The organism is Azospirillum agricola (assembly GCF_020005195.1).
GTDB lineage: Bacteria > Pseudomonadota > Alphaproteobacteria > Azospirillales > Azospirillaceae > Azospirillum > Azospirillum agricola.
The window spans coordinates 1,348,498-1,373,862 of sequence record NZ_JAIFZR010000004.1; the positions used below are offsets into that span (position 1 = coordinate 1,348,498).

Sequence of the window (25,365 nt, forward strand, 5' to 3'; positions counted from 1 at the left end):
GAGGCGGCGCGGTCCTCCGGGGACGCGCCGTTCCGCGTCACACGGCGCTGGCGGCGGTGGGCTGGTTCTGCGGATCCTCGCGCAGGGTCACGGCGCCGTTGGTGCGCTCCAGCACCAACCGGCGCTGGTGCAGGGGCGCCAGCCCGGCGTGGTTGCCGATGGTCAGCATCGTGGCGGCGGGCAGCGTCCGCTCGATCAGCGCCATCAGGTCCGCCTCGCCCTGGGAGTCCAGGGAATCGGTGGCGTCCTCCAGGAAGATCCAGTCGGGGCGGCGGATCAGCAGGCGGGCGAAGCTCAGCCGCTGGCATTCCGGCACCGACAGCACCTCGTCCCAGCGGTCGACCGTGTCGAGATGGCCGGACAGGTGCGCCAGCCCGACCGCATCCAGGGCCTCCACCCCCTTGCCGTCGTCCACCGAGGACGGCGCGCCGGGGTAGGCCAGCACGGCGCGCAGGCTGTCGTGCGGCAGATAGGGATGCTCCGGCATGAAGAAGACGTGGGTGTCGGCCGGCAGGGCGATGTGGCCGCGTCCCCAGGGCCAGACCCCGGCCACCGCGCGGAACAGCCGCACCGCCGCCGCCGGGTCGCCGACGATCAGCACGCGGTCGCCGCGCCGGACCTCCAGGTCGAAGCCGTGGACGACCGGCTTGCCGTCCGGGTCGTCGATCGACACCCCGCGGAAGCTCAGGCCGCTGTGCCCCTTCGACCGTTCCACCACGATGTGGTCGGCGCCGTCCCCGCAGACCTCGCGGTCGAGCTGTTGCAGCGCTTCATGCAGGCGCAGCATCCGTTCGACCGAGGCGCGCCACTCGGCGGCGCGGGCGAGGTTGTCGATCGGCCAGGACAGCGCGCCGACCGTCTGCTGGAACGCCTGCGCCGTCTGCATCAGCACGCCCAGCGAGATGGTGCCGGCGATGTAGCGCGGCGCCGCGACCAGGATCGGGAAGGCGGCCGACAGCACCGAATAGGTGGCGCTGAACAGCATCATGTGGCTGAGCGCCCGCGTCTGGCCGTGCCAACCCAGCGTCACCCCCTCGAACAGGCTGGAGAGCCGGCCGCGCTCCGCCGTCTCGCCGTGCAGCAGGGCGATGCCCTGGCCATTCTCACGCACCTGCGCCAAGCCGAAACGGAAATCCGCCTCGTAGCTCTGGCGCCGGTTGACCGCGTTGACCAGCGGCGTGCCGATCAGCAGCGCGATGGTCGTGCCCATCGCGGCGTAGAGCAGGGCGATGAACAGCAGATGGCCGGGCACCGACCATTCCGTGCCGAACAGATCGACCGAGATCCGCCCCGACAGCATCCACAGGATGTTGGTGAAGCTGATCAGCAGCATGGCGCAGTAGGTCAGCGAATGGCCGAGGTCGATCGCCATCTCGGCGGTGATGCGGATGTCCTCGGCGATGCGGCCGTCCGGGTTGTCGTGGTCGCCCGGCAGATAGGCGATCTGGTGGTGCCGGCCGCGCCGCAGCCAGTCCTCCATCAGCTTGGCGGTCAGCCAGCGCCGCCAGCCGAGCTGGAGGCGCCGCTTGACCAGCAGGTGCAGCACGGCGTTGACGATGTTGAAGGCGATGATGACCCCGACCGCCCCGACCATCGTGAAGAAGCGGTCCATCGAGCGCTGTTCCAGCGCGTCGAACAGCCGCTCGCTCCAGATGTTGATCAGCACCGGGACGACGACCTGCCCGACGGTCAGAACGACCAGCGCCGTGGTGAGCAGCCACACCGCCACCCGGTTCTCCCCGGTCCAGTAGCCGCCGGCGAAACGCAGGAAGCGCCGGGTGAAGCTGGGCGGCGGGGGGTGGGGCGGGGCGGAGCCGGAGGGCTCGCGGCCCGCGCCGTCGGTCATGCTGTCCATCGCGGGGCTTTCGGCTTGCGGATCCTCCGTATCACCAACGAATGGGGTGGCGTCGATCGCGCGAACAGGGGGGTAGCACGCAAAACGTCACCGCTTCCCGCTCTTCGCGACGCTGCTCAGGAAGCGGTAGCTATCCTTGGGCGTCCGCGCCAGGGTGTCGTAATCGACGCGGACGATGCCGAACCGCTTCGACAGGCCGAAGCCCCACTCGAAATTGTCCAGCAGGCTCCAGCACAGATAGCCCTTCACGTCGCAGCCTTCCCGCGCCGCCCGCGCCACCGCCTCCAGGTGCTCGCGGAAGAACAGCACGCGCTGGTCGTCGTGGATCTGGCCGTCCTCGGCCACCACGTCGTCGTAGGCGCAGCCGTTCTCGGCGATGAAGACGGCGGGGTTGCCGTAATCCGTGCGCAGCTCGCTCAGCAGCTCGTGCAGGCCCTCGGGCTGCACCGGCCAGGCCATGCCGGTCCAGCGCTCGCAACGCGCCTCGCCCCACCAGACGTCGAACAGGCGGCCCGCCTCGTGCTTCATCGTCATGCGGGAGTAGTAGTTGATGCCGAGCAGGTCGATCGGGTAGCGGATCGCCTCCTCGTCGCCGGGCAGGACGAAGCCGGCCATCCGCTCGGCCAGCAGCGCCGGAATCTCCCCGCGCATCAGCCCGTCGAGCGGCACCCGGTTCCACACCGCGTCCCAGCGGGCCGCCGCCGCGACGTCCTCCGGCCGGTCGCTGTCGGGAACCGCCGGCTGCAAATTCAGCACGGTGCCCAGCGTCAGGCCGGAATGCTCCGCCGCGATGGCGCGCAGCGCCGCCCCCTGGGCGAGATTCTGGTGGTGCAGGGCGCGCAGCACGCCCTCCTCGCCGAACTGGTGGCCGGGGGCGTGCTCGCCCGTGCCGTAGCCGTGGATGGCGACGACGTTGGGCTCGTTCAGCATCATCCATTCCTTCACCCGGTCGGCCAGCCGGGCGGTGACGACGCGGGCGTAGTCGGCGAAGGGGCCGATGACCCCGCGCCCCTGCCAGCCGCCGGCATCCTCCAGCGGCTGCGGCAGGTCCCAATGGTAGAGGCAGGCCATCGGGGTGATGCCGGCCTCCAGCAGCGAATCGACCAGCCGGTCGTAGAAATCCAGGCCGCGGGTCTCGACGGCGCCGCTGCCGGCCGGCAGGATGCGCGGCCAGGCGATGGAGAAGCGGTAGCTGTCGAAGCCCGCCGCCTTCATCAGCGCGATGTCCTCGGGGAAGCGGTGGTAATGGTCGCAGGCGGTGGCGGCGTTGCTGCCGTCCTGGATGCGGCCGGCGGCGGTGTAGGTGTCCCACACGCAAGCGCCGCGCCCGTCGGCGTCGAGCGCGCCTTCGATCTGGTAGGACGAGGTGGAGGCGCCCCAGCGGAAGCCGGGCGGGAAAGTCGGCGACGTCATGCGGTTGTCCTCCCGGACGGGTCTTCGTTTTTTGTTAGCATGCCTCAAATCGGAGGGCCCCGCCATGGCGCGGATGCCTCCGCGACGTGGTGGCGCAGGGGATGACGCCGGGGCTGGGCGGCGACGGGGCGCGGGCGTAGAATCCCGGAAAATCGGCTTCTGCACGGGAGGAAGCGCCATGGCGAACGTCACCAAGATCGTCTTCATCGGGGCGGGCAGCGCCGCCTTCGGCCTCAGCCTTTTCCAGGATCTCTTCTCGTCCGCCGAACTGGCCGGCAGCACCCTGACCCTGGTGGACACCAACCCCGACGCGCTCGCCCGCATGGCGGCGCTGGCGGACGTGCTGAACCGGCGCGGCAACGCCGGGCTGGTCATCGAGACGGCGACCGACCGCAAGGCGGCGCTGGAGGGGGCGGGATTCGTGCTGTGCGCTGTCGCGGTGGACCGCAACCGCCTGTGGAAGCTGGATTTCGAGGTGCCGAGGAAGCACGGCGTCCGCCACACGCTGGGCGAGAACGGCGGCCCCGGCGGGCTGTTCTTCACGCTGCGCACCCTGCCGCTGATCGTCGACATCGTCCGCGACGTCGAGGCGATCTGCCCGGACGCGCTGTTCATCAACCTGTCCAATCCCGAAAGCCGCATCGTGCTGGGGCTGTCGCGCTGCACCGGCGTGCGGGCGCTGGGGTTGTGCCACGGCATCTTCCTGGCCCGCTGGTTCGTCTGCCAGATCCTCGGCATGCCGGAGAAGGAGGTCGATGTCTGGGGCGCCGGTCTGAACCATTTCCAATGGCTGACCGCGATCCGCGAGCGCGCCACCGGCCGCGACCTCTACCCGCTGCTGCGCGAGCGCGAGAAGGCTCACGACCCCGCCTTCACGCCGCTGACCCGCCGGCTGTTCCACGCCTTCGGCCTATGGGTGACGTGCAGCGACGACCATGTCGGCGAGTATCTGCCCTACGGCTGGGAGGGCGGCGAGCACGGCTTCGACTTCGAGAACGACGAGCGCGGCCGGGTCATCCTGAAGGATCTGATGGACGGGGTGATCGACGGCAGCAAGCCGATCCCCGACGACTGGACCGGACCCTCCTGGGGCGAGCGCGCCGTCGCGGTGATCGAGGGCATGCTGCACAACCGCAAGCGCTTCATCGAATCCGGCATCGTCGTCAACCACGGCGTCGTTCCCGGCCTGCCCGACGAGCTGGCGGTCGAGGTGCCGCTGGTCGCCGACGCGGCCGGGGTGCACCCGGTGGCGCTGGGCCGTCTGCCGGACGGCGTGCTCAAGCTGCTGTCGGTCCAGGCCGGGGTGCAGCAGATGGCGGTCGAGGCGGCCCTGCGCGGCTCCAGGGAACTGGCCCTCCAGGCGCTGCTGATCGACCCGGTGATCACCTCCACCGACGCCGCCGTCGCCATCCTGGACGAGCTGTGGGAGGCCAACCGGCCCTACATCCGCCCCTGTCTTTAGAATCGGCCGTTTTCAGAAGGCTCCACACCGAACGGAGAGGCCAAAGGAGCCGAGGAACAAGCGCCAGCCCGGCGGGTTGAAGCCATACCCTCGGGTCACGGTGGAAAAGGCGGATCATGGCGAACATTCTGAAACAGGCGACACGGCTCGGTGAAGGGCGGCCCTTTCCCTTGGGCGCCACCTGGGATGGCATCGGCGTGAACTTCGCCCTGTTTTCGGCAAACGCCACCAGGGTCGAGCTGTGCCTGTTCGACGAGAGCGGTGAGGAGGAACTGGAGCGCATCGAGCTTCCCGAATTCACCAACGAGATCTGGCACGGCTATCTGCCGGACGCCCGTCCCGGCCAGCTCTACGGCTACCGTGTCCACGGCCCCTACGAGCCGGAGAACGGCCACCGCTTCAACCCGCACAAGCTGCTGATCGACCCCTACGCCAAGGAGCTGGCCGGCGAGATCCGCTGGAACCCGGCGCATTTCGGCTATGTGATGGAATCGGGTGACGACACCACCTTCGACGAGCGCGACAGCGCCCCCTTCATGCCGAAATGCCGGGTGATCGATCCGGCCTTCACCTGGGGCCGCGGCGAGGCGTCGCCGGCGGTGCCGTGGGAGCGGACGATCTTCTACGAGGCCCACGTCAAGGGCTTCACCAAGCTGCATCCGGCGGTGCCCGACAATCTGCGCGGCACCTACGGCGGCATGGCGATCAAGGAGGTCATCGACTACGTCAAGAGCCTCGGCGTCACCTCGGTGGAACTGCTGCCGGTCCACGCCTTCGTGCAGGACCAGCATCTGGTCGACAAGGGGCTGGCCAACTACTGGGGCTACAACTCCATCGGCTTCTTCGCGCCGGAGCCGCGCTATTCCGCCAGCGGCAACAGCATCAAGGAGTTCAAGGAGATGGTCGCGCATCTCCACGATTCCGGGCTGGAGGTGATCCTCGACGTCGTCTACAACCACACCGCCGAGGGCAACGAGCGCGGGCCGACCCTGTCCTTCAAGGGCATCGACAACGCCTCCTACTACCGGCTGATGCCGGACGAGAAGCGCTACTACATCAACGAGACCGGCACCGGCAACACGGTCAATCTCAGCCACCCGCGCGTGCTCCAGATGGTCACCGATTCCTTGCGCTACTGGGCGACCGAGATGCACGTCGACGGGTTCCGTTTCGATCTGGCGACGATCCTCGGGCGCGAGCCCTACGGCTTCGACGAGGGCGGCGGCTTCCTCGACAGCTGCCTCCAGGACCCCATCCTCTCCAGCGTCAAGCTGATCGCCGAACCGTGGGACTGCGGCCCCGGCGGCTATCAGGTCGGCAACTTCCCGCCGGGTTGGGCCGAGTGGAACGACAAGTTCCGCGACACCGTGCGCGCCTACTGGAAGGGCGACGAGGGCAAGCTGCCGGAGCTGGCGCCGCGCCTGTGCGGCTCGGGCGACGTCTTCGACAAGCGCGGCCGCAAGCCGTGGTCGAGCGTGAACTTCATCACCGCGCACGACGGCTACACGCTGAACGACCTCGTGTCCTACAACGACAAGCACAACGAGGCGAACGGCGAGGGCAACAGCGACGGCCATTCCCACAACATCTCGTGGAACCACGGCGTCGAGGGGCCCACCGACGACCCGCAGATCCGGGAACTGCGCGAACGCCAGAAGCGCAACCTGCTGGCCACCCTGCTGCTGTCGCAGGGCACGCCGATGCTGCTGGCCGGCGACGAGTTCGGCAACAGCCAGTCCGGCAACAACAACGCCTATTGCCAGGACAACGAGACGGCGTGGCTGAACTGGGACGGCATCGACGAGGACGGCCAGTCGCTCGTCGAGTTCGTCCGCCGGGTGATCGCCGTGCGCCAGTCCTTTCCGATGCTGCGGCGCGGGCGCTTCCTCTCGGGCAACTACAACGCCGAGTTCGACGTCAAGGACGTGACGTGGCTGACCCCGGCCGGCGACGAGATGGCCGAGGGGCACTGGCACGACGGCAACGCCAAGTGCCTGGGCATGCTGCTGGACGGCCGGGCGCAGGCGACCGGCATCAAGCGGCCGGCGATGGACGCCACGCTGCTGCTGGTGGTGAACTCGCATCACGACGTGGTGAGCTTCACCCTGCCGGAGGTCAACGGCGGCAGCGTGTGGCGCTGTCTGGTCGACACCAACATCACCGACCCCGACGAGGCGCCGCGCGTCAACACCGGCGACGCCTACATGGTGACCGGCCGCTCGCTGCTGCTGCTGGCGCTTGAACCGGAAGGCAAATCGTCCTTCGCCCTGCGCCGCGCCGCCCGCGCCCTGCGGTCGGTGGCGGAGAGCCCGGCCCCGGTGCCGGTCGCCGAGGAAGCGGCGGTGGCGGCCGAGCCCGAGGTGGAGAGCGTGGAGGATGCCGAGGTGAAGCCGGTCGAGAAACCGGCCGTCTGAGCGGCGGCGCACGGGCTCCCACCCAACCCTCTCCCGCTTCCGCCGGGGAGGTTCGGGGTGGGGGCCCGTGCGCGGTCCGGCGCGCTCTCCCGCCCCCATCCCCTCTTCTCACCGAAAAGCGCTCGGCCATGAAACTGTTCGAATGCCAGCATTGCCACCAGCCGCTCTATTTCGAGAACACGCTGTGCGAGCGCTGCGGCCACCGGCTCGGCTACATGCCCGATCCGGGCACGATGACGGCGCTGGAGCCGACGGAGACGGAGGGCGTGTGGACCGCGCTCGCCTTTCCGGGCAAGCGCTTCAAGTTCTGCCGGAACGCCGGGCTCGATGCCTGCAACTGGCTGCTGGAGGAGGGGGCGGAGGAATCCCACTGCGACGCCTGCCGCCACAACCGCACCATCCCCAACCTGTCCGACGCCGAGAACCTGACGCGCTGGCGCAAGCTGGAACTCGCCAAGCATCATCTGTTCTACACCCTGACCAACCTGAAGCTGCCGCTGCGCACCCGCGCCGAGGATCCGGAGAAGGGGTTGGCCTTCGACTTCCTGTCCGACACGGTGAACCCCGACGGCAGCGTCACCACGGTGCTGACCGGCCACGCCGACGGGCTGATCACCATCAACGTCGCCGAGGCCGACGACGCCGAGCGCGAGCGGCGGCGCACCGAGATGGGCGAGCCCTACCGCACGCTGCTCGGCCATTTCCGCCACGAGATCGGCCATTACGTCTGGGACCGGCTGGTGTCCGAGGATTCGGCGACGCTGGAGCGTTTCCGCGCCCTGTTCGGCGACGAGCGCGAGGACTATGGCGAGGCGCTGAAGCGCCACTACGCCGCCGGCCCGCCGGCCGACTGGCAGTTCAACTATGTCAGCGGCTACGCCGCCGCCCACCCGTGGGAGGATTTCGCCGAGACCTGGGCTCATTACCTGCACATCGTCGACACGCTGGAAACCGCCCGCGCCTTCGGTCTGCGCATCCGTCCCCGCGTCAGCGAGGGCGCCGAACTGGAGGCCGAGGTCGCCTTCAACCCGCACAAGGCCCGGCGGATCGAGGATCTGATCGAGCCCTGGCTGCCGCTGACCTACGCGGTGAACAGCCTGAACCGCAGCATGGGCCAGCCCGACCTCTACCCCTTCATCCTGTCGCCGGCGGTGATCGAAAAGCTGGGCTTCATGAACGGGCTGGTCCGCGCCCTCTGAGCGGCGGAGGCCGGCCCGTGGCGTCAGCCGGAGGCCGTGTCGCTGTCCGTCAGCTCGGGCGTCCAGCGGACCGCGCGGTTGCGCCCGTCGCGCTTGGCCTTGTAGAGCGCGACGTCGGCATGGCGCATCACGGTCGCCATGTCGGTGGAATCGTCCGGCCAGGAGGCGAGACCGATGGAGCAGCCGACCCGCACCGTCTCGCCGCCGACCGACACCGGTTCGTTGACGGTGGCGATGATGCGGGCGGCCAGCACGCCGGTGTCCGGAGCCGTACGGCCGGTGCGGCGGGGCAGGATCGCGGCGAACTCGTCGCCGCCCAGCCGGGCGACCACGTCGTCGTCGCGGAAGATGGCGGCCAGACGGCGGCCGACCTGCCGCAGCACCACGTCGCCGGCGTCGTGGCCCAGCCGGTCGTTGATCGGCTTGAAGCCGTCGAGGTCGAGATACATCATCGTGGCGGACCCGTCGCCGCCGTCGCCGCTGGTCGAGGCGTCGACATACTGTTCGAAATAGCGCCGGTTGGGCAGGCCCGTCAGCCGATCCTCGTAGGCGATGTCCTCCAGCCGCATCAGCGCGGCGTCCTTGTTGGTCAGGCTGTCGATCAGGTCGCGCAGCGAGGCCGACAGCCGGCCGATCTCGGTGGTGCCGCCGACGTTGGGGAACGCCACCCCCTGCTCGCCCCGGCGGATGCGCTCGGCCGCGTCGGCGATGGCGACCAGCGGCCGGGCGATGCGGCCGGCGGCCAGCCAGCCCAGCACGCTGAACAGCACGGCCAGCCCGGCACCGACCACGATGATGGTCAGGCGCAGCCGCCCGGTCTCGCCATACACCGCGTTCGCCGGCTGCCGGGCCACCGCGGTCCAGCCGAGCCCGGCGTAGTCGTAAAGACCGCGGCCGCGGGCGATGCCGGTCAGGTAGCTGCCACCGTCCGGCCAGCGGGCGAGGCTCCAGCCCTCCTTGTTGCGGTCGATGGGCAGGACGGTGCCGACCGCCTCGTCCGGGCCGATCAGCACGGTGCCGTCGGCCGACAGGATGTAGAGGGTCAGCCCCTCGCGGCCGGGCAGCGAGGAAATCAGCTCGCGCAGCGTGGCGCGCGCCCATTCCCAGCTGTAATGGACGGCGAAGGCGCCGACGGCCGTCCCCTCGGCGTCGCGCAGCGCGGCGGACACATCGACGAATTTCGGCGTCTCGCCCGGCAGGTGCGGCACCTTGCCCTTCAGCGCCACCGCCTCGTGCACGTCGCCGACGAAGAGGCCCTTCATGCCCTCGACGTGGACGGGGCGGGTGGCGATGTTCTTGCCGAGCAGCAGGCCGCCGCTGGCGGCCACCACGTTGCCCTGGCGGTCGGTCACCCCCATCCAGGCGATGGTCGGGTCGCGCCGCTTCAACTCGTCGATGGTCGCCTGGGCCACCGCCGGATCCTTCAGGGAGTCGATCTGGGCCAGGGCGGCGATCTGGTTGGCCCGCGCCCACATGGTGGCGTCGAGCTGGCGGGCCAGCGATTGCGACAGCTCGGCCATGGAATCGCCGATCTCGCGGGTCAGCACCTGCTCGGCCTGGGAGCCCACGAACAGGCCCTTCGCCAGCGTGAGCCCGAGCACCAGGATGGCGGTGGTGGCGGCCACGGTGGCGCGCAGGCCCAAGCTGCTCATGGGGAAACCTTCCGGACTCCGTCTCGTCTTTTCTTCTTATGCCTGATCGGAGGGGTTTAAGGAACCGACGTGAATCCCGACCGTCCTATATCACGGGCGCGGACGGGTTGGCCCCAACGTCGGAAATTGGAACGTTGGTCATACTGACGTTCAGCATATTGCGTAAAAAGAAAAAGGCCGCTAGCTATACAGCCGCGGCCCGAGTTTAGGGAGGAAACGCCTGATAAGGCGGTCAAAAAAGCAGATAATGCTGCGTCGCAGAAAATCCAGCCCTGGCGGCTGGATTTTTCGTTTCGAGTGTCGACAATCCGCAAAATGACCGGCCGGGCCGGCGAACCGGGCTTGCCGATCGGCGGCGCGAACGGAGTATGATGGCCGGCCAACCAACATAAAGTCGGGAAGAGACTCCAACCATGAAACGGCGTGCGTTCCTCACCAGCGCGGGCGTCGGCGTTGCCGCCGGCACGCTCGCGGCCCCGGCCATCGCGCAGAGCCAGCCCGAGATCAAGTGGCGCCTCGCGTCGAGCTACCCCAAGAGCCTCGACACCATCTACGGCGCCGCCGAATTCATCACCAGGCGGGTGGCCGCCGCCACCGACAACAAGTTCCAGATCCGCCCGTTCGCGGCGGGCGAGATCGTTCCGGCGCTCCAGGTGCTCGACGCCGTGCAGAACGGCACGGTCGAGTGCGGCCAGTCCGCCGCCTATTTCTACGTCGGCAAGGACCCGACCTTCTGCTTCGACACGGCGATGCCCTTCGGTCTCAACACCCGCCAGCACGTCGCCTGGATGATGCATGGCGGCGGGCTGGAGCTGATGCGCGAGGTGTTCAAGGAGTACAACGTCATCCATGTTCCGGCCGGCAACACCGGCGCCCAGATGGGCGGCTGGTTCCGCAAGGAGATCCGCGGGCTGGACGACCTGAAGGGCCTGAAGATGCGGATCGGCGGCCTCGTCGGCCAGATCCTGACGCCCTTCGGGTTGGTTCCGCAGCAGATCGGCGGCGGCGACATCTACCCGGCGCTGGAGAAGGGCACCATCGACGCCGCCGAGTTCGTCGGCCCCTACGACGACGAGAAGCTCGGCTTCTACAAGGTCGCCAAGAACTACTATTACCCCGGCTGGTGGGAGGGTTCGGCGCAGATCCCTCTGCTCTTCAACATGCAGGCGTGGGAGCAGCTTCCGGCGTCGTACCGGGTGATCCTGGAGCAGGCTTGCTGGGAGGCCAACACGTGGATGCTGGCCAAGTACGACACGCTGAACGCCGCCGCGCTGAAGCGGCTGGTCGGCGGCGGCGCCGCGCTGCGCCTGTTCCCGCGCGAGATGATGCAGGCCTGCGAGAAGGCGGCCTACGAGCTGTACGACCAGCTCGCGGCGACCAACCCGCGCTTCAAGAAGGTCTATGACGCGTGGAAGCCCTTCCTGGAGGAGGAGCGGCTGTGGTTCCGCGTCGCCGAGAACGGCTTCGACGCCTTCGTCTACAGCCAGTCGGCCCAGCGCCGGTAAGGCGGGGGCAGGGGAAGGGGCGGGGGCGGCGATTCGCCCCCGCCGCCCTTCGACACGACCGGATGCGTCCGTATGTCCGTCCGTTCCGCCCATCATTCGCCTTCTCAATCGCCTGCTGAAAGCGCAGACTGCCGGTCGGCCCTTGTGCAAACCGTTCGCACATGCACAATAAACCATCAGACTGTTGAAGCGATCACAACATAAGCAATCTGCTTGTCTATTTTCTTAAACGCATGTTACCGTCGGGGCCATCAAGACGGACGGAAACGCGGCTTGGCCCGTGGATTTCCGCCCCCCTCTGACGGGAGAGGACGATGGACGGTGGGATGATCGCGACGACGCAGTCTCTGGTGCGTTTCGTGGGTGTGCAGAAGACCTACGACGGCGAGCATCTCGTCGTGAAGAGCCTGGATCTCGACATCCGCAAGGGTGAGTTCCTGACGCTCCTCGGCCCTTCCGGATCGGGCAAGACCACCTGCCTCATGATGCTGGCCGGGTTCGAGGTGCCGACCCACGGCGAGATCTTCCTCGGCGACCGCTCGATCAAGAACACGCCGCCGCACAAGCGCGACATCGGCATGGTCTTTCAAAACTACGCGCTGTTCCCGCACCTGACCATCGAGGAGAACGTCGCCTTCCCGCTGTCGGTGCGCGGCGTTCCCAAGGCCGAGGCCAAATCGCGCGTCGCCGACGCGCTGAAGATGATCAAGCTGGAGCATGTCGCCACCCGCCATCCCGGCCAGCTTTCCGGCGGCCAGCAGCAGCGCGTGGCGCTGGCGAGGGCCCTGGTCTTCAACCCGGCGCTGGTGCTGATGGACGAGCCGCTGGGCGCTTTGGACAAGCGGCTGCGCGAGCACATGCAGTTGGAGATCAAGCGGCTGCACGAGACGATGGGCATCACCGTCGTCTACGTCACCCACGACCAGGGTGAGGCGCTGACCATGTCGGACCGCATCGCCGTGTTCAACGACGGCATCGTCCAGCAGATCGACCGGCCGGACGCGCTCTACGAACGCCCGGTCAACAGCTTCGTCGCCAACTTCATCGGCGAGAGCAACGTGCTGAACGGCACTGTCGAAAATATCGAACACGGATACGCCCGCGTCGCGCTGGATGCCGGCGGGTCGGTGCTGGCGCTGGCGGTCAACGTCGCCGGGCCGGGCGCGCGGACCTCACTGTCGGTGCGCCCGGAGCGGGTGGCGATCAGCACCGGCGATGACGGGGACCCCGCCTTCAACCGGCTGCCGGCCACCCTGAAGGACCTGATCTATCTGGGCGACCACACGCTGGCGATGCTGGCGGTCCCCGGCAACGACGAATTCATGGTCAAGCTGCCCGCCGGTGCCCATGCGGGGCTGGCGCAGGGGCAGGCGGTGACCATCGCCTTCCGGCCCGAGGATTGCCGGGCGCTGGATCCGGTCTGAGGAGCTTTCCCACGCCGGTCTCAAAAACGTCGAACAACAACCACAGACAGAGGACGGGGATCATGTCGAAGTTTAGGGTGGCTCTCGGTTTCGTCGCGACCTTCACCGCCGTCGCCGCTCTGGCCTCGGCCGCCAGCGCCCGCGATCTGACCGTCGTGTCGTGGGGCGGCGCCTATCAGGACGTCCAGAAGAAGGTCTATTTCGAGCCGTTCAAGGCGACCGGCACCCCGATGAGCGACGAGTCCTGGGACGGCGGCGTCGGCGTCCTGCGCGCCAAGGTCCAGGGCGGCGCCTCCACCTGGGACGTCGTCCAGGTCGAGAGCGAGGAGCTGGCGCTGGGCTGCGACGAGGGGCTGTTCGAGAAGATCAACTACTCGAAGATCGGCGGCGAGGAGGCCTATCTGCCGGCCACCGTCAACGCCTGCGGCGTCGGCGCCATCGTCTACGACTTCGTGCTCGGCTACGACAAGGACAAGATCAAGGACGCGCCGAAGAGCTGGGCCGACTTCTTCGACACCAAGAAGTTCCCCGGCAAGCGCGGCCTGCGCCAGGGCGCCAAGACCACGCTGGAGATCGCCCTGATGGCCGACGGCGTCGCCCCCGCCGACGTCTACAAGGTGCTCGGCACCGAGGCCGGCATCGACCGCGCCTTCAAGAAGCTCGACAGCATCAAGAACGACATCGTCTGGTGGAAGGCCGGCGCCCAGCCGCCGCAGCTGCTGGCGTCGGGCGAGGTGGCGATGACCTCGGTCTACAACGGTCGCATCGACGCCGCCAACAAGGCCGAGAAGAAGAACTTCGGCATGGTGTGGAACGGCGCGCTGTTCACCATCGACAGCTGGGTCATCCTGAAGGGCAGCCCGAACCAGGACGCCGCCTACAAGTTCCTCGACTTCGTCGGCAAGGCCGAGAACCAGGCCAAGCTGTCGCAGGGCATCGCCTACGGCACGTCGAACAAGGGCGCGCCGGCCAAGCTGCAACCGGCCGTGCTCGCCGACCTGCCGACCTCGCCGGCCAACATGAAGAACGCGGTCGAGATCGACACGAACTTCTGGCTGGAGAACATCGACCGCCTGACCGAGCGCTTCAACAAGTGGGCGGCCAAGTAACGGGCTGATGTTTGTTCCTCCCTCTCCCGTCCCGGGAGAGGGAAGGGGCCCATGCGAAGCATGGGAAGGGTAAGGGGTGATCGGAACGGGGAGTCCGTGCCACGCCCGATAGCCCCTCACCCTCCCCACGGCTTGACAGCCGCGGGTCCCCTCCCTCTCCCGGGGCGGGAGAGGGAAAGACTGCGCAGATTTCGACAGGACACCCCGATGACAGCCGCTTTCGTTGCCGGCGCCGAAATGCCGTTGAAGCGCCGATTGAAGCGGGCCGAACGCGCCCGGCAGCTCCGCGCGCTGGGTCTGGTGGCGCCGCTTCTCCTGTTCCTGCTGTTCACCTTCGTCGTTCCCATCGCCGGGATGATCTGGCGCTCGGTCGACGACTGGGAGGTGCCGCAGGTCATGCCGCACACCGTCGCGGCGCTCTCCACCTGGAACGGGCAGGGGCTTCCCGAGGAGACGGCCTACGCGGCGCTGGCCGGCGACCTCCAGGCGGCGCGCGCCGCCGGGACCATCGGCATCGCGGCCAAGCGGCTGAACTACGTCGTCAACGGCTTCCGCACCATCCTGACCTCCACCGCGCGCAACCTGAAGACGGCGCCGGAACCCGGCACCGCCAAGGACACGCTGATCGCCATCAACCCGGCCTGGGGCGAGCACGCCACCTGGACGGCGATCAAGAGCGCCAGCGGTCCCGTCACCAGCTATTACCTGCTGGCCGCCGTCGACCTGACGCGCGACGCCGACGGCGCCATCGTCGCGTCGCCGGCGGACCAGGCGATCTACCTCGACCTGTTCGGACGCACCTTCGCCATCGGCCTCGGCGTCACCGCGCTGTGCCTGGTCCTCGGCTTCCCGGTCGCCTATCTGCTGGCGAACCTGCCGACGGCGCAGTCGAACCTGCTGATGATCTTCGTGCTGCTGCCCTTCTGGACCTCGCTGCTGGTGCGCACCTGCGCCTGGATCGTGATCTTGCAGAGCGAGGGCATCGTCAACGGCTCGCTGCAATGGCTGGGGCTGATCGACGAGCCGCTGCGGCTGATCTACAACCGGTTCGGCGTCTACATGGCGATGACCCATGTGCTGCTGCCCTTCATGATCCTGCCGCTGTACAGCGTGATGCGCTCGATCTCGCCGGCCTACATGCGGGCGGCGGCCTCGCTTGGCGCCCCGCCGGCCACCGCCTTCTTCCGCATCTACCTGCCGCAGACCATCCCCGGCATCGGCGCCGGCTGCCTGTTGGTCTTCATCCTGGCCATCGGCTACTACATCACGCCGGCCCTGGTGGGCGGCGCGGCGGACCAGATGATCTCGGCCTTCATCGCCTTCTACACCACGGAAACCGTCAACTGGGGCCTGGCCTCGGCGCTGGGGGCGGTGCTGCTGCTGTCCACGCTGGTTCTGGCGGCGGTCTACGGCAAGCTGGCGCTCGGCCGCCAGAACACGGGAGGTCTCAAGAATTGAGCGCGAACCATTCCCCCCGCACGGCCAGCCAGCGCGCCGCCTGGATCGCGACCGTCATCGCCGCCACCCTGGTCTTCGTGTTCCTGATGGCGCCGATCCTGGCGATCGTGCCGCTGTCCTTCAGCTCGGGCGCCTACCTGACCTACCCGCTGCCGGGGCTGTCGCTGCGCTGGTACGAGGATTTCCTGAACTCGCCGCGCTGGATGCTGTCCTTGAAGAACAGCGCCATCATCGGCGTCGCCTCGGCCATCCTGTCGATGATCCTGGGGACGCTGGCGGCCCTGGGCATGGTCCAGTGGAAGAGCAAGTGGAAGCCGGTGATCCTCGCCGTCGTGCTGTCGCCGATGGTCGTGCCGGTGGTCATCACGGCGGTCGGCGTCTACTTCTTCTTCGCGCCGCTCGGGCTGACCGGCAACTTCCTCGGCCTGATCCTGGTCCACACGGCGCTGGCGACGCCCTTCGTGTTCATCACCGTGTCGGCGACCCTGCAGGGTTTCGACATGACTCTGGCGCGCGCCGCCGCCTCGCTGGGGGCGCCGCCGCTGCTGACCTTCCGCAAGGTGATCCTGCCGCTGATCCTGCCGGGTCTGGCCTCGGGCGCGCTGTTCGCCTTCGCCACCAGCTTCGACGAGGTGGTGACGGTGCTGTTCCTCGCCGGGCCGGACCAGCGCACGCTGCCGCGCGAGATGTTCAGCGGCATCCGCGAGAACATCAGCCCGACCATCACGGCCGTGGCGGTGGTGCTGACGGTGATCTCGATCGGCCTGCTGACGATGATCGAACTGCTGCGCCGCCGGAACGAGCGCTTGAAGGGAAATGTGGCGTAGGTGGCTTACAGGTAGGGCGGGGTGCAGGCGCTGATCAGCTCGCACTCCTCCTCGCCGACGTTGCGGAACCGATGCGGGATGCGGCTGTCGAAGAAATAGGCGTCGCCGGGGCCGAGCAGCTCCTTGCGGTCGCCGACCGTCAGCTCGATCTGGCCGCGGACGACGATGCCGCCCTCCTCGGACTCGTGCTGGAGCATGGTGCGGCCGGTGTCGGCGCCCGGGGCGTAGCGTTCGTGGAGGATTTGCAGGTTGCGCCCGCGCAGGTCGCCGACCTGCCGGAAGGAGACCTTGCCGACGGTGCCCTTCAGCTCGCCGGCCAGCTCGACCAGTTCGCTGTTCTTGAAGAAGATTTGCTCGGGAGGGGGAAGGTCGTCGGAAGAGAAGAATTCGGCCAGCGTCATCGGGATGCCTTGCAGCACCTTGCGCAGCGACGACACCGACGGGCTGCTGCGGTTCTGCTCGATCAGCGAGATGGTGCCGTTGGTCACGCCGGCCTTCTGCGCCAACGCCCGCTGCGACAGCCCATGCTGCTCGCGGATCTGCTTCAACCGCGTGCCGACGTCGAAATCCATCACCCGACTCCTGGTTCCTCAACCCTAAGCAATAGCGGATCCGCGCAACCCCGTCATCAAAATATGGACAGCTAAACAGGGGTTGTTTAATTTATTAAACATGGTAGGCTTCGGTTCGTGGATCAAGCAATGCCTCCCAGGTCGATCGCCGAAGGTGATCCTTCAGGCGAAGCCCAGGGGCCTCCACGCACCCTTTCCCCTTCCAGGCTGCATCCAGGGCGGACCAACATGCTGTCGCTGAACGACCAGAGCCTCCTCCAGACCAAGGGCTATGTGAACGGCGCGTGGCGCGCGGCCGATTCCGGCAAGACCTTCGCGGTGACCAACCCGGCGAACGGCAAGGTCATCACCGAAGTGGCCGACATGGGCGCCGCCGAGACGCGCGCCGCCATCGACGCCGCCAATGCAGCATTGCCGGGCTGGAAGGCCAAGACCGGCAAGGAGCGCGCCGCCGTGCTGCGCCGCTGGTACGAGCTGATCATGGCCGCGCAGGAGGATCTGGCCCGGCTGATGACCGCCGAGCAGGGCAAGCCGCTGGCCGAAGCCCGCGGCGAGGTCGCCTACGGCGCCTCCTTCGTCGAGTGGTTCGCGGAAGAGGGCAAGCGCGCCTATGGCGACGTCATCCCGACCTTCGCCGCCAACAAGCGCATCGTCGTGCTGAAGGAGGCCATCGGCGTCGTCGCGGCGATCACGCCGTGGAACTTCCCGATCGCCATGATCACCCGCAAATGCGCCCCGGCGCTGGCCGCCGGCTGCACCGTGGTCATCAAGCCAGCGGAGGACACGCCGCTGTCGGCGCTGGCGCTGGCCGAGCTGGCCGAGCGCGCCGGCTTCCCGGCGGGCGTCATCAACATCGTCATGGGGTCCGAGCCGGCCGCCATCGGCAACGAGCTGACCCACAGCCCGATCGTCCGCAAGGTCAGCTTCACCGGCTCGACCGAGGTCGGCAAGCTGCTGATGCGGCAGGCCGCCAGCACGGTCAAGAAGGTGTCGCTGGAACTCGGCGGCAACGCCCCCTTCATCGTCTTCGACGACGCCGACCTCGACGAGGCGGTCAAGGGCGCCATGGCGTCGAAGTACCGCAACGCCGGCCAGACCTGCGTCTGCGCCAACCGGCTGCTGGTGCAGGCCGGCGTCTACGACGCCTTCGCCGCCAAGCTGGCCGAGGCGGTCAAGCAGCTCAAGGTCGGCGACGGCACCGAGGCCGGCGTCACCCAGGGCCCGCTGATCAACGCCGACGCCGTCGCCAAGGTCGAGGAGCTGATGGGTGACGCGCTGGAGAAGGGCGCCAAGGTCGCGCTGGGCGGCAAGCGCCACGCGCTGGGCGGCACCTTCTTCGAGCCGACGATCCTGACCGGCATCACCACCGAGATGCGGGTCGCCCGCGAGGAGATCTTCGGCCCGGTCGCCCCGCTGTTCAAGTTCGAGACGGAGGAGGAGGCCATCCGCATGGCCAACGACACCGAGTTCGGCCTCGCCGCCTATTTCTACAGCCGCGACATCGGCCGCGTCTGGCGCGTCGCCGAGGGGCTGGAATACGGCATGGTCGGCATCAACGAGGGCATCATCTCGACCGAGGTGGCTCCCTTCGGCGGCGTCAAGGAGTCCGGCATCGGCCGCGAGGGCTCCAAGTACGGCCTCGATGACTTCATGGAAACCAAGTATCTCTGCGTCGGCCTCGGCGCCTGACGCTCACGCACGACTCCCAAGGACATCGATCATGAGCAACCAGTCGTTGGTCGTGCGCCGCGAGGCCGCCGTTTCCCGTGGCATCTCCGCCGGCCTGCCCATCTACATCGACCGCGCCGAGAACGCCGAGATGTGGGACGTCGAGGGCAAGCGCTACATCGATTTCGGCGCCGGCATCGCCGTGCTGAACACCGGCCACCGCCACCCCAAGGTGATGGAGGCGGTCAAGGCCCAGCTCGACCGCTTCACCCACACCTGCATGATGGTGACGCCCTACGACAGCTTCGTCGAGCTGGCCGAGAAGCTGAACGCGCTGGTCCCCGGCGACACGCCGAAGAAGACCGCCTTCTTCACCACGGGCGCCGAGGCGGTCGAGAACGCCGTCAAGGTCGCCCGCGCCGCCACCGGCCGTCCGGCGGTCGTCGCCTTCTCGGGCGGCTTCCACGGCCGCACGCTGCTCGGCATGGCGCTGACCGGCAAGGTCGTTCCCTACAAGGTCGGCTTCGGCCCGTTCCCGGCCGACATCTACCATGTGCCGTTCCCCAACGCGTACCGCGAGATTTCGGTCGCCGAGAGCCTGAAGGCGCTCGACACCCTGTTCAAGTCCGACGTCGACCCGGCCCGCGTCGCCGCGATCATCGTCGAGCCGGTGCAGGGCGAGGGCGGCTTCAACATCGCCTCGCCGGAGTTCCTCCAGGCGATCCGCGCGGTCTGCGACAAGCACGGCATCATCATGATCGTCGACGAGATCCAGACCGGCTTCGCCCGCACCGGCAAGATGTTCGCGGTCGAGCACGCCGGGGTCGAACCCGACCTGATCACCATGGCGAAGAGCCTGGCCGGCGGCTTCCCGCTGTCGGCGCTGACCGGCAAGGCGGCATTGATGGACGCGCCGATCCCCGGCGGCCTCGGCGGCACCTACGCCGGCAGCCCGCTGGCGACCACGGCGGCGCTGGCCGTCCTCGACGCCATCGAGGAGGAGAAGCTGTGCGAGCGCGCGGTCGTGATCGGCGAGCGCATCGCCGACCGCTTCCGCGTCATGGGCCAGCGCAACTCGCTGCCGGTCGTCGGCGACGTCCGCAACCTCGGCGCCATGGTCGCCATGGAGCTGGTGACCGACCGCCAGACCAAGGAGCCGGCCGCCGACCTGACCAAGGCGCTGGTCGCCAAGGCGGCGGAGAAGGGGCTGGTCCTGCTGTCCTGCGGCACCTACGCGAACGTGATCCGCGTGCTGGTCCCGCTGACCGCGTCGGATGCCGTGATCGACGAAGGTCTGGACATCATCGAGCGTTCGTTGGAAGAACTCGTCTCGGCGTGATCGCGGCGGTTACCCAATGTCCCTCTCCCGTCCCGGGAGAGGGAAGGGGCCCATGCGCAGCATGGGAAGGGTGAGGGGCTGTCGGGGCATGGACTTAGGTTCCACGCCCGATAGCCCCTCACCCGGCCGCTTCGCGGCCACCCTCTCCCGGGGCGGGAGAGGGGAAAACGAACGGGAGGAGCAGGAGTTGGCCGGACCCTTGTCGCACATCAAGGTGCTTGAGCTGTCGCGCGTGCTGGCCGGCCCCTGGGCGGCGCAGACGCTGGCCGATCTCGGGGCCGACGTGATCAAGGTGGAACGGCCCGGCGCCGGCGACGACACCCGCGCCTGGGGTCCGCCCTGGGCCGGCGACCAGTCGGCCTATTTCCTCTCCACCAACCGGGGCAAGCGGTCGATCACCATCGACTTCGAGCGCCCGGAGGGCCAGGAGCTGGTCCGCCGGCTGGCGGCCGAGGCCGACGTCGTCGTCGAGAACTTCAAGGTCGGCGGGCTGGTCAAGTACGGCCTCGACTACGCCAGCCTGAAGGCGGTCAACCCGCGGCTGGTCTACTGCTCGATCACCGGCTTCGGCCAGACCGGGCCGTACCGCAACCGCGCCGGCTACGACTTCATGATCCAGGGCATGGGCGGGCTGATGAGCATCACCGGCCAGCCCGACGGCGAGCCGGGCGCCGGCCCGGTCAAGGTCGGGGTGGCGGTGACCGACATCTTCACCGGCCTTTACGCCACCATCGGCATCATGGGCGGGCTGGCCCACCGCGACCGCACCGGCGAGGGGCAGCAGGTTGATCTGGCGCTGCTCGACGTCCAGGTCGCCGTGCTCGCCAACCAGGCGATGAATGCGCTGGTCGGCGGCAAGCCGCCGCAGCGGCTCGGCAACGCCCACCCGAACATCGTGCCCTATCAAGCCTTCGCCACCCGCGACGGCCACATCATCCTGGCGGTCGGCAACGACGGCCAGTTCGCCAAGTTCGCCCAGGTCGCCGGCCGTCCGGAGCTGGCGAAGGACGAGCGCTATGCCACCAACCCGGCCCGCGTCGCCCACCGCAAGGAGCTGGTGCCGCTGCTGGAGGAGATCGTCCGCACCCGCGACAGCGCCGACTGGCTGGCCGCGCTGGAGACGGTCGGCGTGCCCTGCGGCCCGATCAACGATCTGGCGGCGGTCTTCGCCGACCCCCACGTCCAAGCCCGCAACATCCGCCAGGATCTGCCGCACCCGGATCTCGGCACCGTCCCGACGGTGGCGAGCCCGATCCGTTACTCGGCGACCCCGCTGGTCCACGATACCGCCCCGCCGACGCTCGGCCAGCACACCGACGCGGTGCTGGCCGAGGCCCTGGGTTTGAGCGCGGCGGACATCGCGGAATTGCGCGACAAGGGCGTCGTCTGAGCGGGTAGGGTGCGGTCCCGTTCACTCCAAAGCACCAAGCCCCCACCATGACCGCGACCCCCGCCGCCGCCACCGACAGCCGCCTCGGCATCCTCCTGATGCTGGGCGGCATGACGTTCTTCACGCTGAACGACGCGCTCGGCAAGTGGCTGGTGACCGAATACCCGGTCGCCATGCTGCTGGCGATCCGCAGCCTGTTCGGCACGGCGGTGCTGCTGCCGATGATCCTGCGCGAGGGCGTGCGCACCGTCTTCGCGGTCAAGCGGCTGCCGATGCATCTGGTCCGCGTGCTGCTGGTGACGCTGGACATCGCCTGCTTCTACTGGGCGGTGGCCTATCTGCCGTTGGCCGACGTGATGACCATCTACATGTCGGCGCCGCTGATCGTCACCGCCCTGTCGGTGCTGTTCCTCGGCGAGACGGTCGGCTGGCGGCGCTGGGTCGCGGTGGTGGTCGGCTTCGTCGGGGTCGTCGTCGTCCTCAACCCGACCGGTCAGTTCGATCTTCTGCCGTCGCTGGTGGCATTGCTGGGCGCCACCATCTTCGCGTCGGGCCTGATCTTCACCCGGCTGCTGCGCGAGGCCGGCACCCTGCCGCTGGTCACCTATCAGACGCTGGGTGGCTTGGTGCTGGGCGGCGCGGCGCTGCCGTTTTCCTGGACGACGCCGGGCTGGCTGGACTTCTTCCTGCTCGGCCTGCTCGGCATCACGGCGCTGGGCGGGCACGCGATGATCAACCGCTCGTTGCAGCTCAGCCCGGCGGCGGTGGTCGTGCCGTTCCAGTATGTGTCGATCCTGTGGGCGGTGCTGCTCGACCTCGCCGTCTGGGGAACGCAGCCGAGCCTGCGGATGGCGCTGGGCGGCGCGCTGATCATCGGCAGCGGCCTGTTCATCTTCCACCGCGAGCAGAGCCTGAAGCGCGGGGCCGCGGCGGGGGCGGCGTCGGACCATGTGTAGGCGACGGGCGGAAGCAGCCGCGCCGGTTTCCTCGCCCACATTTTCCCACCCACGCCATGACCGGGCTTGTCCCGGTCATCCACGAGTGCAGCTGAGATTTGCGCGTGGATACCCGGCCCAAGGCCGGGCATGACGGAAAGGGGAGTCGGGCTGCCCCGCCCTCAGCGCCCAAAGAATCTTGGCACCAGCCGGACCGCCACCGGCTCCACCGGGCGCCAGCCGAATTCGGCGATGACGGTGTTGGAGTCCGCCGGCTTGCGCCCCGGCGCCAGCGACCAGGTGAGGTGGAGGGTCGAGCCGTCGGGGCGGTCGCTGCTGCCGTCGATGGCGACGATCAGGGCCTGGACGCCCGCCTCGTCGTCGACGCTGCCGACCACCTCGCCGGCGGTCGCCACCGGCAGCGGGTGCCCGGCGCGGACCCCGAATTCCAGCGTCACATGGTCGGCGACCAGCCGTTCGTAGCGCTGGGGGAACAGCGCCAGCAGGCGGGTCCGCTCGTCGTCGGGCAGCTCCCACCCCGTGTATCCCGTCGCCATGCCGCGTCCTTTCGCTCGATGTCTCCCGTTCAACGGCGTCCGCCGCCCAGAATCTCGTCCATGACCTTGTTGGCCTCCGCCGACCCGGCGATCAGCTCGATCATGCGGATGGCGGTGTAGCCGGTCCGCGACGCCGGCCCCGCCGGCCCGCGCCCCAGCGCCGCCCTGGCCTTGTCGGTCAGCGTCGCCGTCGTCTTCTGCGTCACCGCCTTCAGCTCGCCGCGCAGGCCGAGCTGGTCGGCGATGGTGGCACATTTGCGCAGCGCGCGCGCCTGGTTTTCGGCCTGGGCCATCTGCGCCCGGTCGCCGGTTCCGTCCCCCAGCCCGTCGAGCGCGGTGACGATGCCGCCGTCGGCGCCCTGCAAGACCTGGGTCCGCACCATCTCGTGGACCGATCCCCGGACCTCCTTCAGCCGCTGGTCGAAGGACTTGTTGCGGCTCCGCTCCATGGCGTCGCGGGTGGCGTCGAGGCTGGCGACCAGATCGACCGCCAGATCGGCCACCGCCAGCCGGTCGGGGGCCGCGCCGGGCCCCCCCTTCAGCGAGCGGGAACGGCCCTCGATCTGCGCCATCACCGTTCCGGACAGATCCATGAACAGGGCGGCGCGGTCGGCGCGGCCCAGATCCATGTCCCACAGCCCGCCGAGCAGCACCGCCGGTTCGGACAGGCGTGAGGCGGCGACCAGGATGAAGATCTTCAGCGCGTCCGGCCGGCCACGGGCGATGCGGCGGGCGATGTCCTGGATGCCGTCGAGATGGTCCTGGTGCAGCTTGGTCACCGGCTTGGGCGACAGCGCCGCCTTCAGGTCGCGGATGTCCGGCGCGATGGTCAGGATGGTGGCGATGTCGGCGACCGCCCGCACCCGGTCGGGGGTGACGCGCAGGCGGAACGCCTCGGCGACCCGCCCGGCCTGCATCTCGGCGGCGATGTCGGCGACGACGGCGGCGGTTTCCGCCCAGAAGGCCTCGGTGGCGGCCTTCTGCTGCGGTCCCTCCTGGAGGGCGCCGCGGTAGCCCTTCAGCCGGTCCTTGCCGATCTGCGCCTCGACCATCGACCACAGGTTGTTCATCAGCGAGCGTTCGATGACGCTGAGCGGCGCCGGCTCGCTCTTGCCGAAGGTTTCGAACAGATCCTCGAACGGGTCGCAGAACAGGCGCTTCAGCGTCGGCCGGCGGTTGATGCGCAGCTCCGCCATGCGCGGGCGGAGGACGGCGATGGTGCGCTGGATGTCGGGATGGTCGCCCATCTGCTCCAGCAGCTGCACGATCTGCCGGAACTTGGGTTCGTCGATGTGGAGCAGCTGGTCGCCCAGCGCGAGCAGATCCCGGATCTCCATGGCGTCAGGCGGCCTTTCCCTTGATCGTCTCGATTCTCATGACGAGATCGACGTCGAGCTGCCCGCTGCGCCAGTCGACGTAGGCGCGCACGGACCGCCGGTTGTTCTGCATCAGCGCGTCGGCCGCCGACGCCTGATCGCCCTGCCCCTCGTTCTTGGGCAGCAGGGGAATGACGCGGAAGATCTCGTGGACGGTCAAATCCTGCTCGTGCCGGCTCTTGGCGACGGCATCGGCCCACAGGGCGATCAGGTACTCCCAGCCGTCGAGCAGCCAGGACAGCCGCGTCGCCGCCCTGCGCACGACGACCCGCTTGACGTCCCATTGCCGGATCAGGACCTCGAAGGAGGCGACCGCCTGATCGAGCTGCTTCATCACGGTGCGGGCGTGGTTGACCGTGTGCTCCGCGACCTCGGCGCAGAAGCCGCCGATGGGGGCCGCCTCCGACACGTTGTCGGTCGCCCAGTCGGTCATGCTGTCGCGGAAGCCCTGGAGGTCGCGCATCAGGCGGCGCAGCCGCGCCGGCTTGGGCGAGGTCGCCAGCCCGATCGATTCGACGTAGGCGGCCAGCTCGGCGATGCGCGAATACAGCTCGGTCGGCTCCAGCCCCAGGCTGTGCGCCGCCTTCGACATCAGGTCGCGGGTCAGCCGCTGCCCTTCGGCCGAGGCGAGGCCGGCGCGCAGGATCTCCGTCGATTCCAGCCCGACCGCCTTCAGCGCCTCGACGATGAGCTGGTAGTTGATGAGGAGCCGCTGCTCGTCGTCGTCGCGGAGCGCCGCCTCCGCCGCCGCCACCGCGTCGGGGCCGGCGAGGCCGCAGCGCGCCGCCTCCAGCGTCGCCTTGCGGATGTCGTCGGGCGAGCAGCCCTCCCCCTTGGCGATCAGGTCGTGCAGCATGCGGTCGTGGACCGTCATCGGGAAGGCCAGCGGCAGCGACTTCCACGGCACCACATAGACGCCGCGCCCTTCCGACAGGTTGGGGACGAGCACCTCGAGCTGTTCGCGGCTGTCCTTGCGGACACGGGTCTGGGCCAGCACCGGCGTGGTGAAGGCGACGGCGGCGCCGCGATCCTCGAAGGTCGAGGGGGCGAAATTGGTGAGGGAACGCATGGGGGGCCGGTCGTGCCTGCGGAAAAGAGATGAGACATTACAGGGCCGATACCCTGAATTTTGCGTTAAATCCAATCTATCTCGCGCTTGAATTCTATGACGTTCGGGCGGGAGCCGGATCCTTGGGGCTAACCCTACGCT

Annotated in this window: 19 protein-coding genes; 12 read left to right on the forward strand and 7 right to left on the reverse strand. The window is 68.6% G+C overall.

The window, feature by feature from the left end; translation table 11 throughout:
- Positions 1–37: 37 nt before the first annotated feature.
- Together JN22_RS14595 and JN22_RS14600 are read right to left on the reverse strand one after the other, a co-directional pair.
- Positions 38–1,855: an ABC transporter ATP-binding protein/permease gene (locus JN22_RS14595; RefSeq protein WP_085554578.1), complete on the reverse strand. Its 1,818-nt coding sequence runs from the start codon at positions 1,853–1,855 to the stop codon at positions 38–40.
- Positions 1,856–1,942: 87 nt separating this feature from the next.
- The gene (locus JN22_RS14600) at positions 1,943–3,268 is read right to left on the reverse strand and encodes a GH1 family beta-glucosidase (protein ID WP_085554579.1); all 1,326 of its coding nucleotides are present in this window, start codon (positions 3,266–3,268) and stop codon (positions 1,943–1,945) included.
- A gap of 178 nt (positions 3,269–3,446) precedes the next feature.
- Between JN22_RS14600 and JN22_RS14605 the strand changes: the two genes are divergently transcribed.
- The 3 genes from JN22_RS14605 to JN22_RS14615 all read left to right on the forward strand — a co-directional run bounded on the left by JN22_RS14605 (position 3,447) and on the right by JN22_RS14615 (position 8,343).
- Complete coding sequence (locus tag JN22_RS14605) at positions 3,447–4,730, forward strand: family 4 glycosyl hydrolase (RefSeq protein WP_085554580.1); 1,284 nt, start codon at positions 3,447–3,449, stop codon at positions 4,728–4,730.
- Positions 4,731–4,846: 116 nt separating this feature from the next.
- Complete coding sequence (gene glgX / locus JN22_RS14610; protein ID WP_085554581.1) at positions 4,847–7,144, forward strand: glycogen debranching protein GlgX; 2,298 nt, start codon at positions 4,847–4,849, stop codon at positions 7,142–7,144.
- A gap of 128 nt (positions 7,145–7,272) precedes the next feature.
- A complete protein-coding gene (locus JN22_RS14615; protein WP_085554582.1) occupies positions 7,273–8,343 on the forward strand; it encodes a zinc-binding metallopeptidase family protein in 1,071 nt (356 codons plus the stop codon).
- A gap of 23 nt (positions 8,344–8,366) precedes the next feature.
- Here the strand turns inward: JN22_RS14615 and JN22_RS14620 are convergent, their stop codons facing one another.
- Positions 8,367–9,995, reverse strand: a complete 1,629-nt coding sequence (locus JN22_RS14620; RefSeq protein ID WP_085554583.1) for a GGDEF domain-containing protein — start codon at positions 9,993–9,995, stop codon at positions 8,367–8,369.
- A 413-nt stretch (positions 9,996–10,408) separates the two neighbouring features.
- On the opposite strand from JN22_RS14620, the gene JN22_RS14625 reads away from it, so the two are divergent.
- From JN22_RS14625 to JN22_RS14645, 5 genes are all read left to right on the forward strand, one after another.
- Complete coding sequence (locus JN22_RS14625; RefSeq protein WP_085554584.1) at positions 10,409–11,500, forward strand: TRAP transporter substrate-binding protein; 1,092 nt, start codon at positions 10,409–10,411, stop codon at positions 11,498–11,500.
- Positions 11,501–11,814: 314 nt separating this feature from the next.
- Positions 11,815–12,924 (forward strand): ABC transporter ATP-binding protein, encoded by a 1,110-nt coding sequence (locus JN22_RS14630; RefSeq protein ID WP_085554585.1) that lies wholly within the window; start codon positions 11,815–11,817, stop codon positions 12,922–12,924.
- A 62-nt stretch (positions 12,925–12,986) separates the two neighbouring features.
- A complete protein-coding gene (locus JN22_RS14635) occupies positions 12,987–14,033 on the forward strand; it encodes an ABC transporter substrate-binding protein (protein WP_085554586.1) in 1,047 nt (348 codons plus the stop codon).
- Between the two features lie 207 nt (positions 14,034–14,240).
- A complete protein-coding gene (locus JN22_RS14640) occupies positions 14,241–15,491 on the forward strand; it encodes an ABC transporter permease (RefSeq protein ID WP_085554587.1) in 1,251 nt (416 codons plus the stop codon).
- A complete protein-coding gene (locus JN22_RS14645; RefSeq protein WP_085554588.1) occupies positions 15,488–16,318 on the forward strand; it encodes an ABC transporter permease in 831 nt (276 codons plus the stop codon). Before JN22_RS14640 ends, JN22_RS14645 begins: the two co-directional genes overlap by 4 nt.
- 5 nt (positions 16,319–16,323) lie before the next feature.
- Here JN22_RS14645 and JN22_RS14650 read toward each other — a convergent pair whose 3' ends face one another.
- The gene (locus JN22_RS14650) at positions 16,324–16,890 is read right to left on the reverse strand and encodes a cupin domain-containing protein (protein ID WP_085554589.1); all 567 of its coding nucleotides are present in this window, start codon (positions 16,888–16,890) and stop codon (positions 16,324–16,326) included.
- Positions 16,891–17,118: 228 nt separating this feature from the next.
- On the opposite strand from JN22_RS14650, the gene JN22_RS14655 reads away from it, so the two are divergent.
- The 4 genes from JN22_RS14655 to JN22_RS14670 all read left to right on the forward strand — a co-directional run bounded on the left by JN22_RS14655 (position 17,119) and on the right by JN22_RS14670 (position 22,243).
- Positions 17,119–18,579 carry an NAD-dependent succinate-semialdehyde dehydrogenase gene (locus JN22_RS14655; RefSeq protein ID WP_179166158.1) on the forward strand — a complete coding sequence of 487 codons (1,461 nt, stop codon included), beginning with the start codon at positions 17,119–17,121 and terminating at the stop codon, positions 18,577–18,579.
- A 31-nt stretch (positions 18,580–18,610) separates the two neighbouring features.
- A complete protein-coding gene (gene gabT / locus JN22_RS14660) occupies positions 18,611–19,897 on the forward strand; it encodes a 4-aminobutyrate--2-oxoglutarate transaminase (RefSeq protein WP_085554590.1) in 1,287 nt (428 codons plus the stop codon).
- A gap of 187 nt (positions 19,898–20,084) precedes the next feature.
- Entirely contained in the window at positions 20,085–21,287 is a 1,203-nt protein-coding gene (locus JN22_RS14665) for a CaiB/BaiF CoA transferase family protein (RefSeq protein WP_085554591.1), read from the forward strand.
- 47 nt (positions 21,288–21,334) lie between these two features.
- A complete protein-coding gene (locus JN22_RS14670) occupies positions 21,335–22,243 on the forward strand; it encodes a DMT family transporter (protein WP_085554592.1) in 909 nt (302 codons plus the stop codon).
- A gap of 161 nt (positions 22,244–22,404) precedes the next feature.
- Here JN22_RS14670 and JN22_RS14675 read toward each other — a convergent pair whose 3' ends face one another.
- From JN22_RS14675 to JN22_RS14685, 3 genes are read right to left on the reverse strand one after another with little or no spacing between them, the layout of a single operon-like run.
- On the reverse strand, positions 22,405–22,779 hold the full coding sequence (locus tag JN22_RS14675) for a hypothetical protein (RefSeq protein ID WP_085554593.1): 375 nt from the start codon (positions 22,777–22,779) through the stop codon (positions 22,405–22,407).
- 29 nt (positions 22,780–22,808) lie between these two features.
- Positions 22,809–24,116 carry a hypothetical protein gene (locus tag JN22_RS14680; protein ID WP_085554594.1) on the reverse strand — a complete coding sequence of 436 codons (1,308 nt, stop codon included), beginning with the start codon at positions 24,114–24,116 and terminating at the stop codon, positions 22,809–22,811.
- A gap of 4 nt (positions 24,117–24,120) precedes the next feature.
- Positions 24,121–25,224: a hypothetical protein gene (locus JN22_RS14685; RefSeq protein ID WP_085554595.1), complete on the reverse strand. Its 1,104-nt coding sequence runs from the start codon at positions 25,222–25,224 to the stop codon at positions 24,121–24,123.
- Positions 25,225–25,365 lie beyond the last annotated feature (141 nt).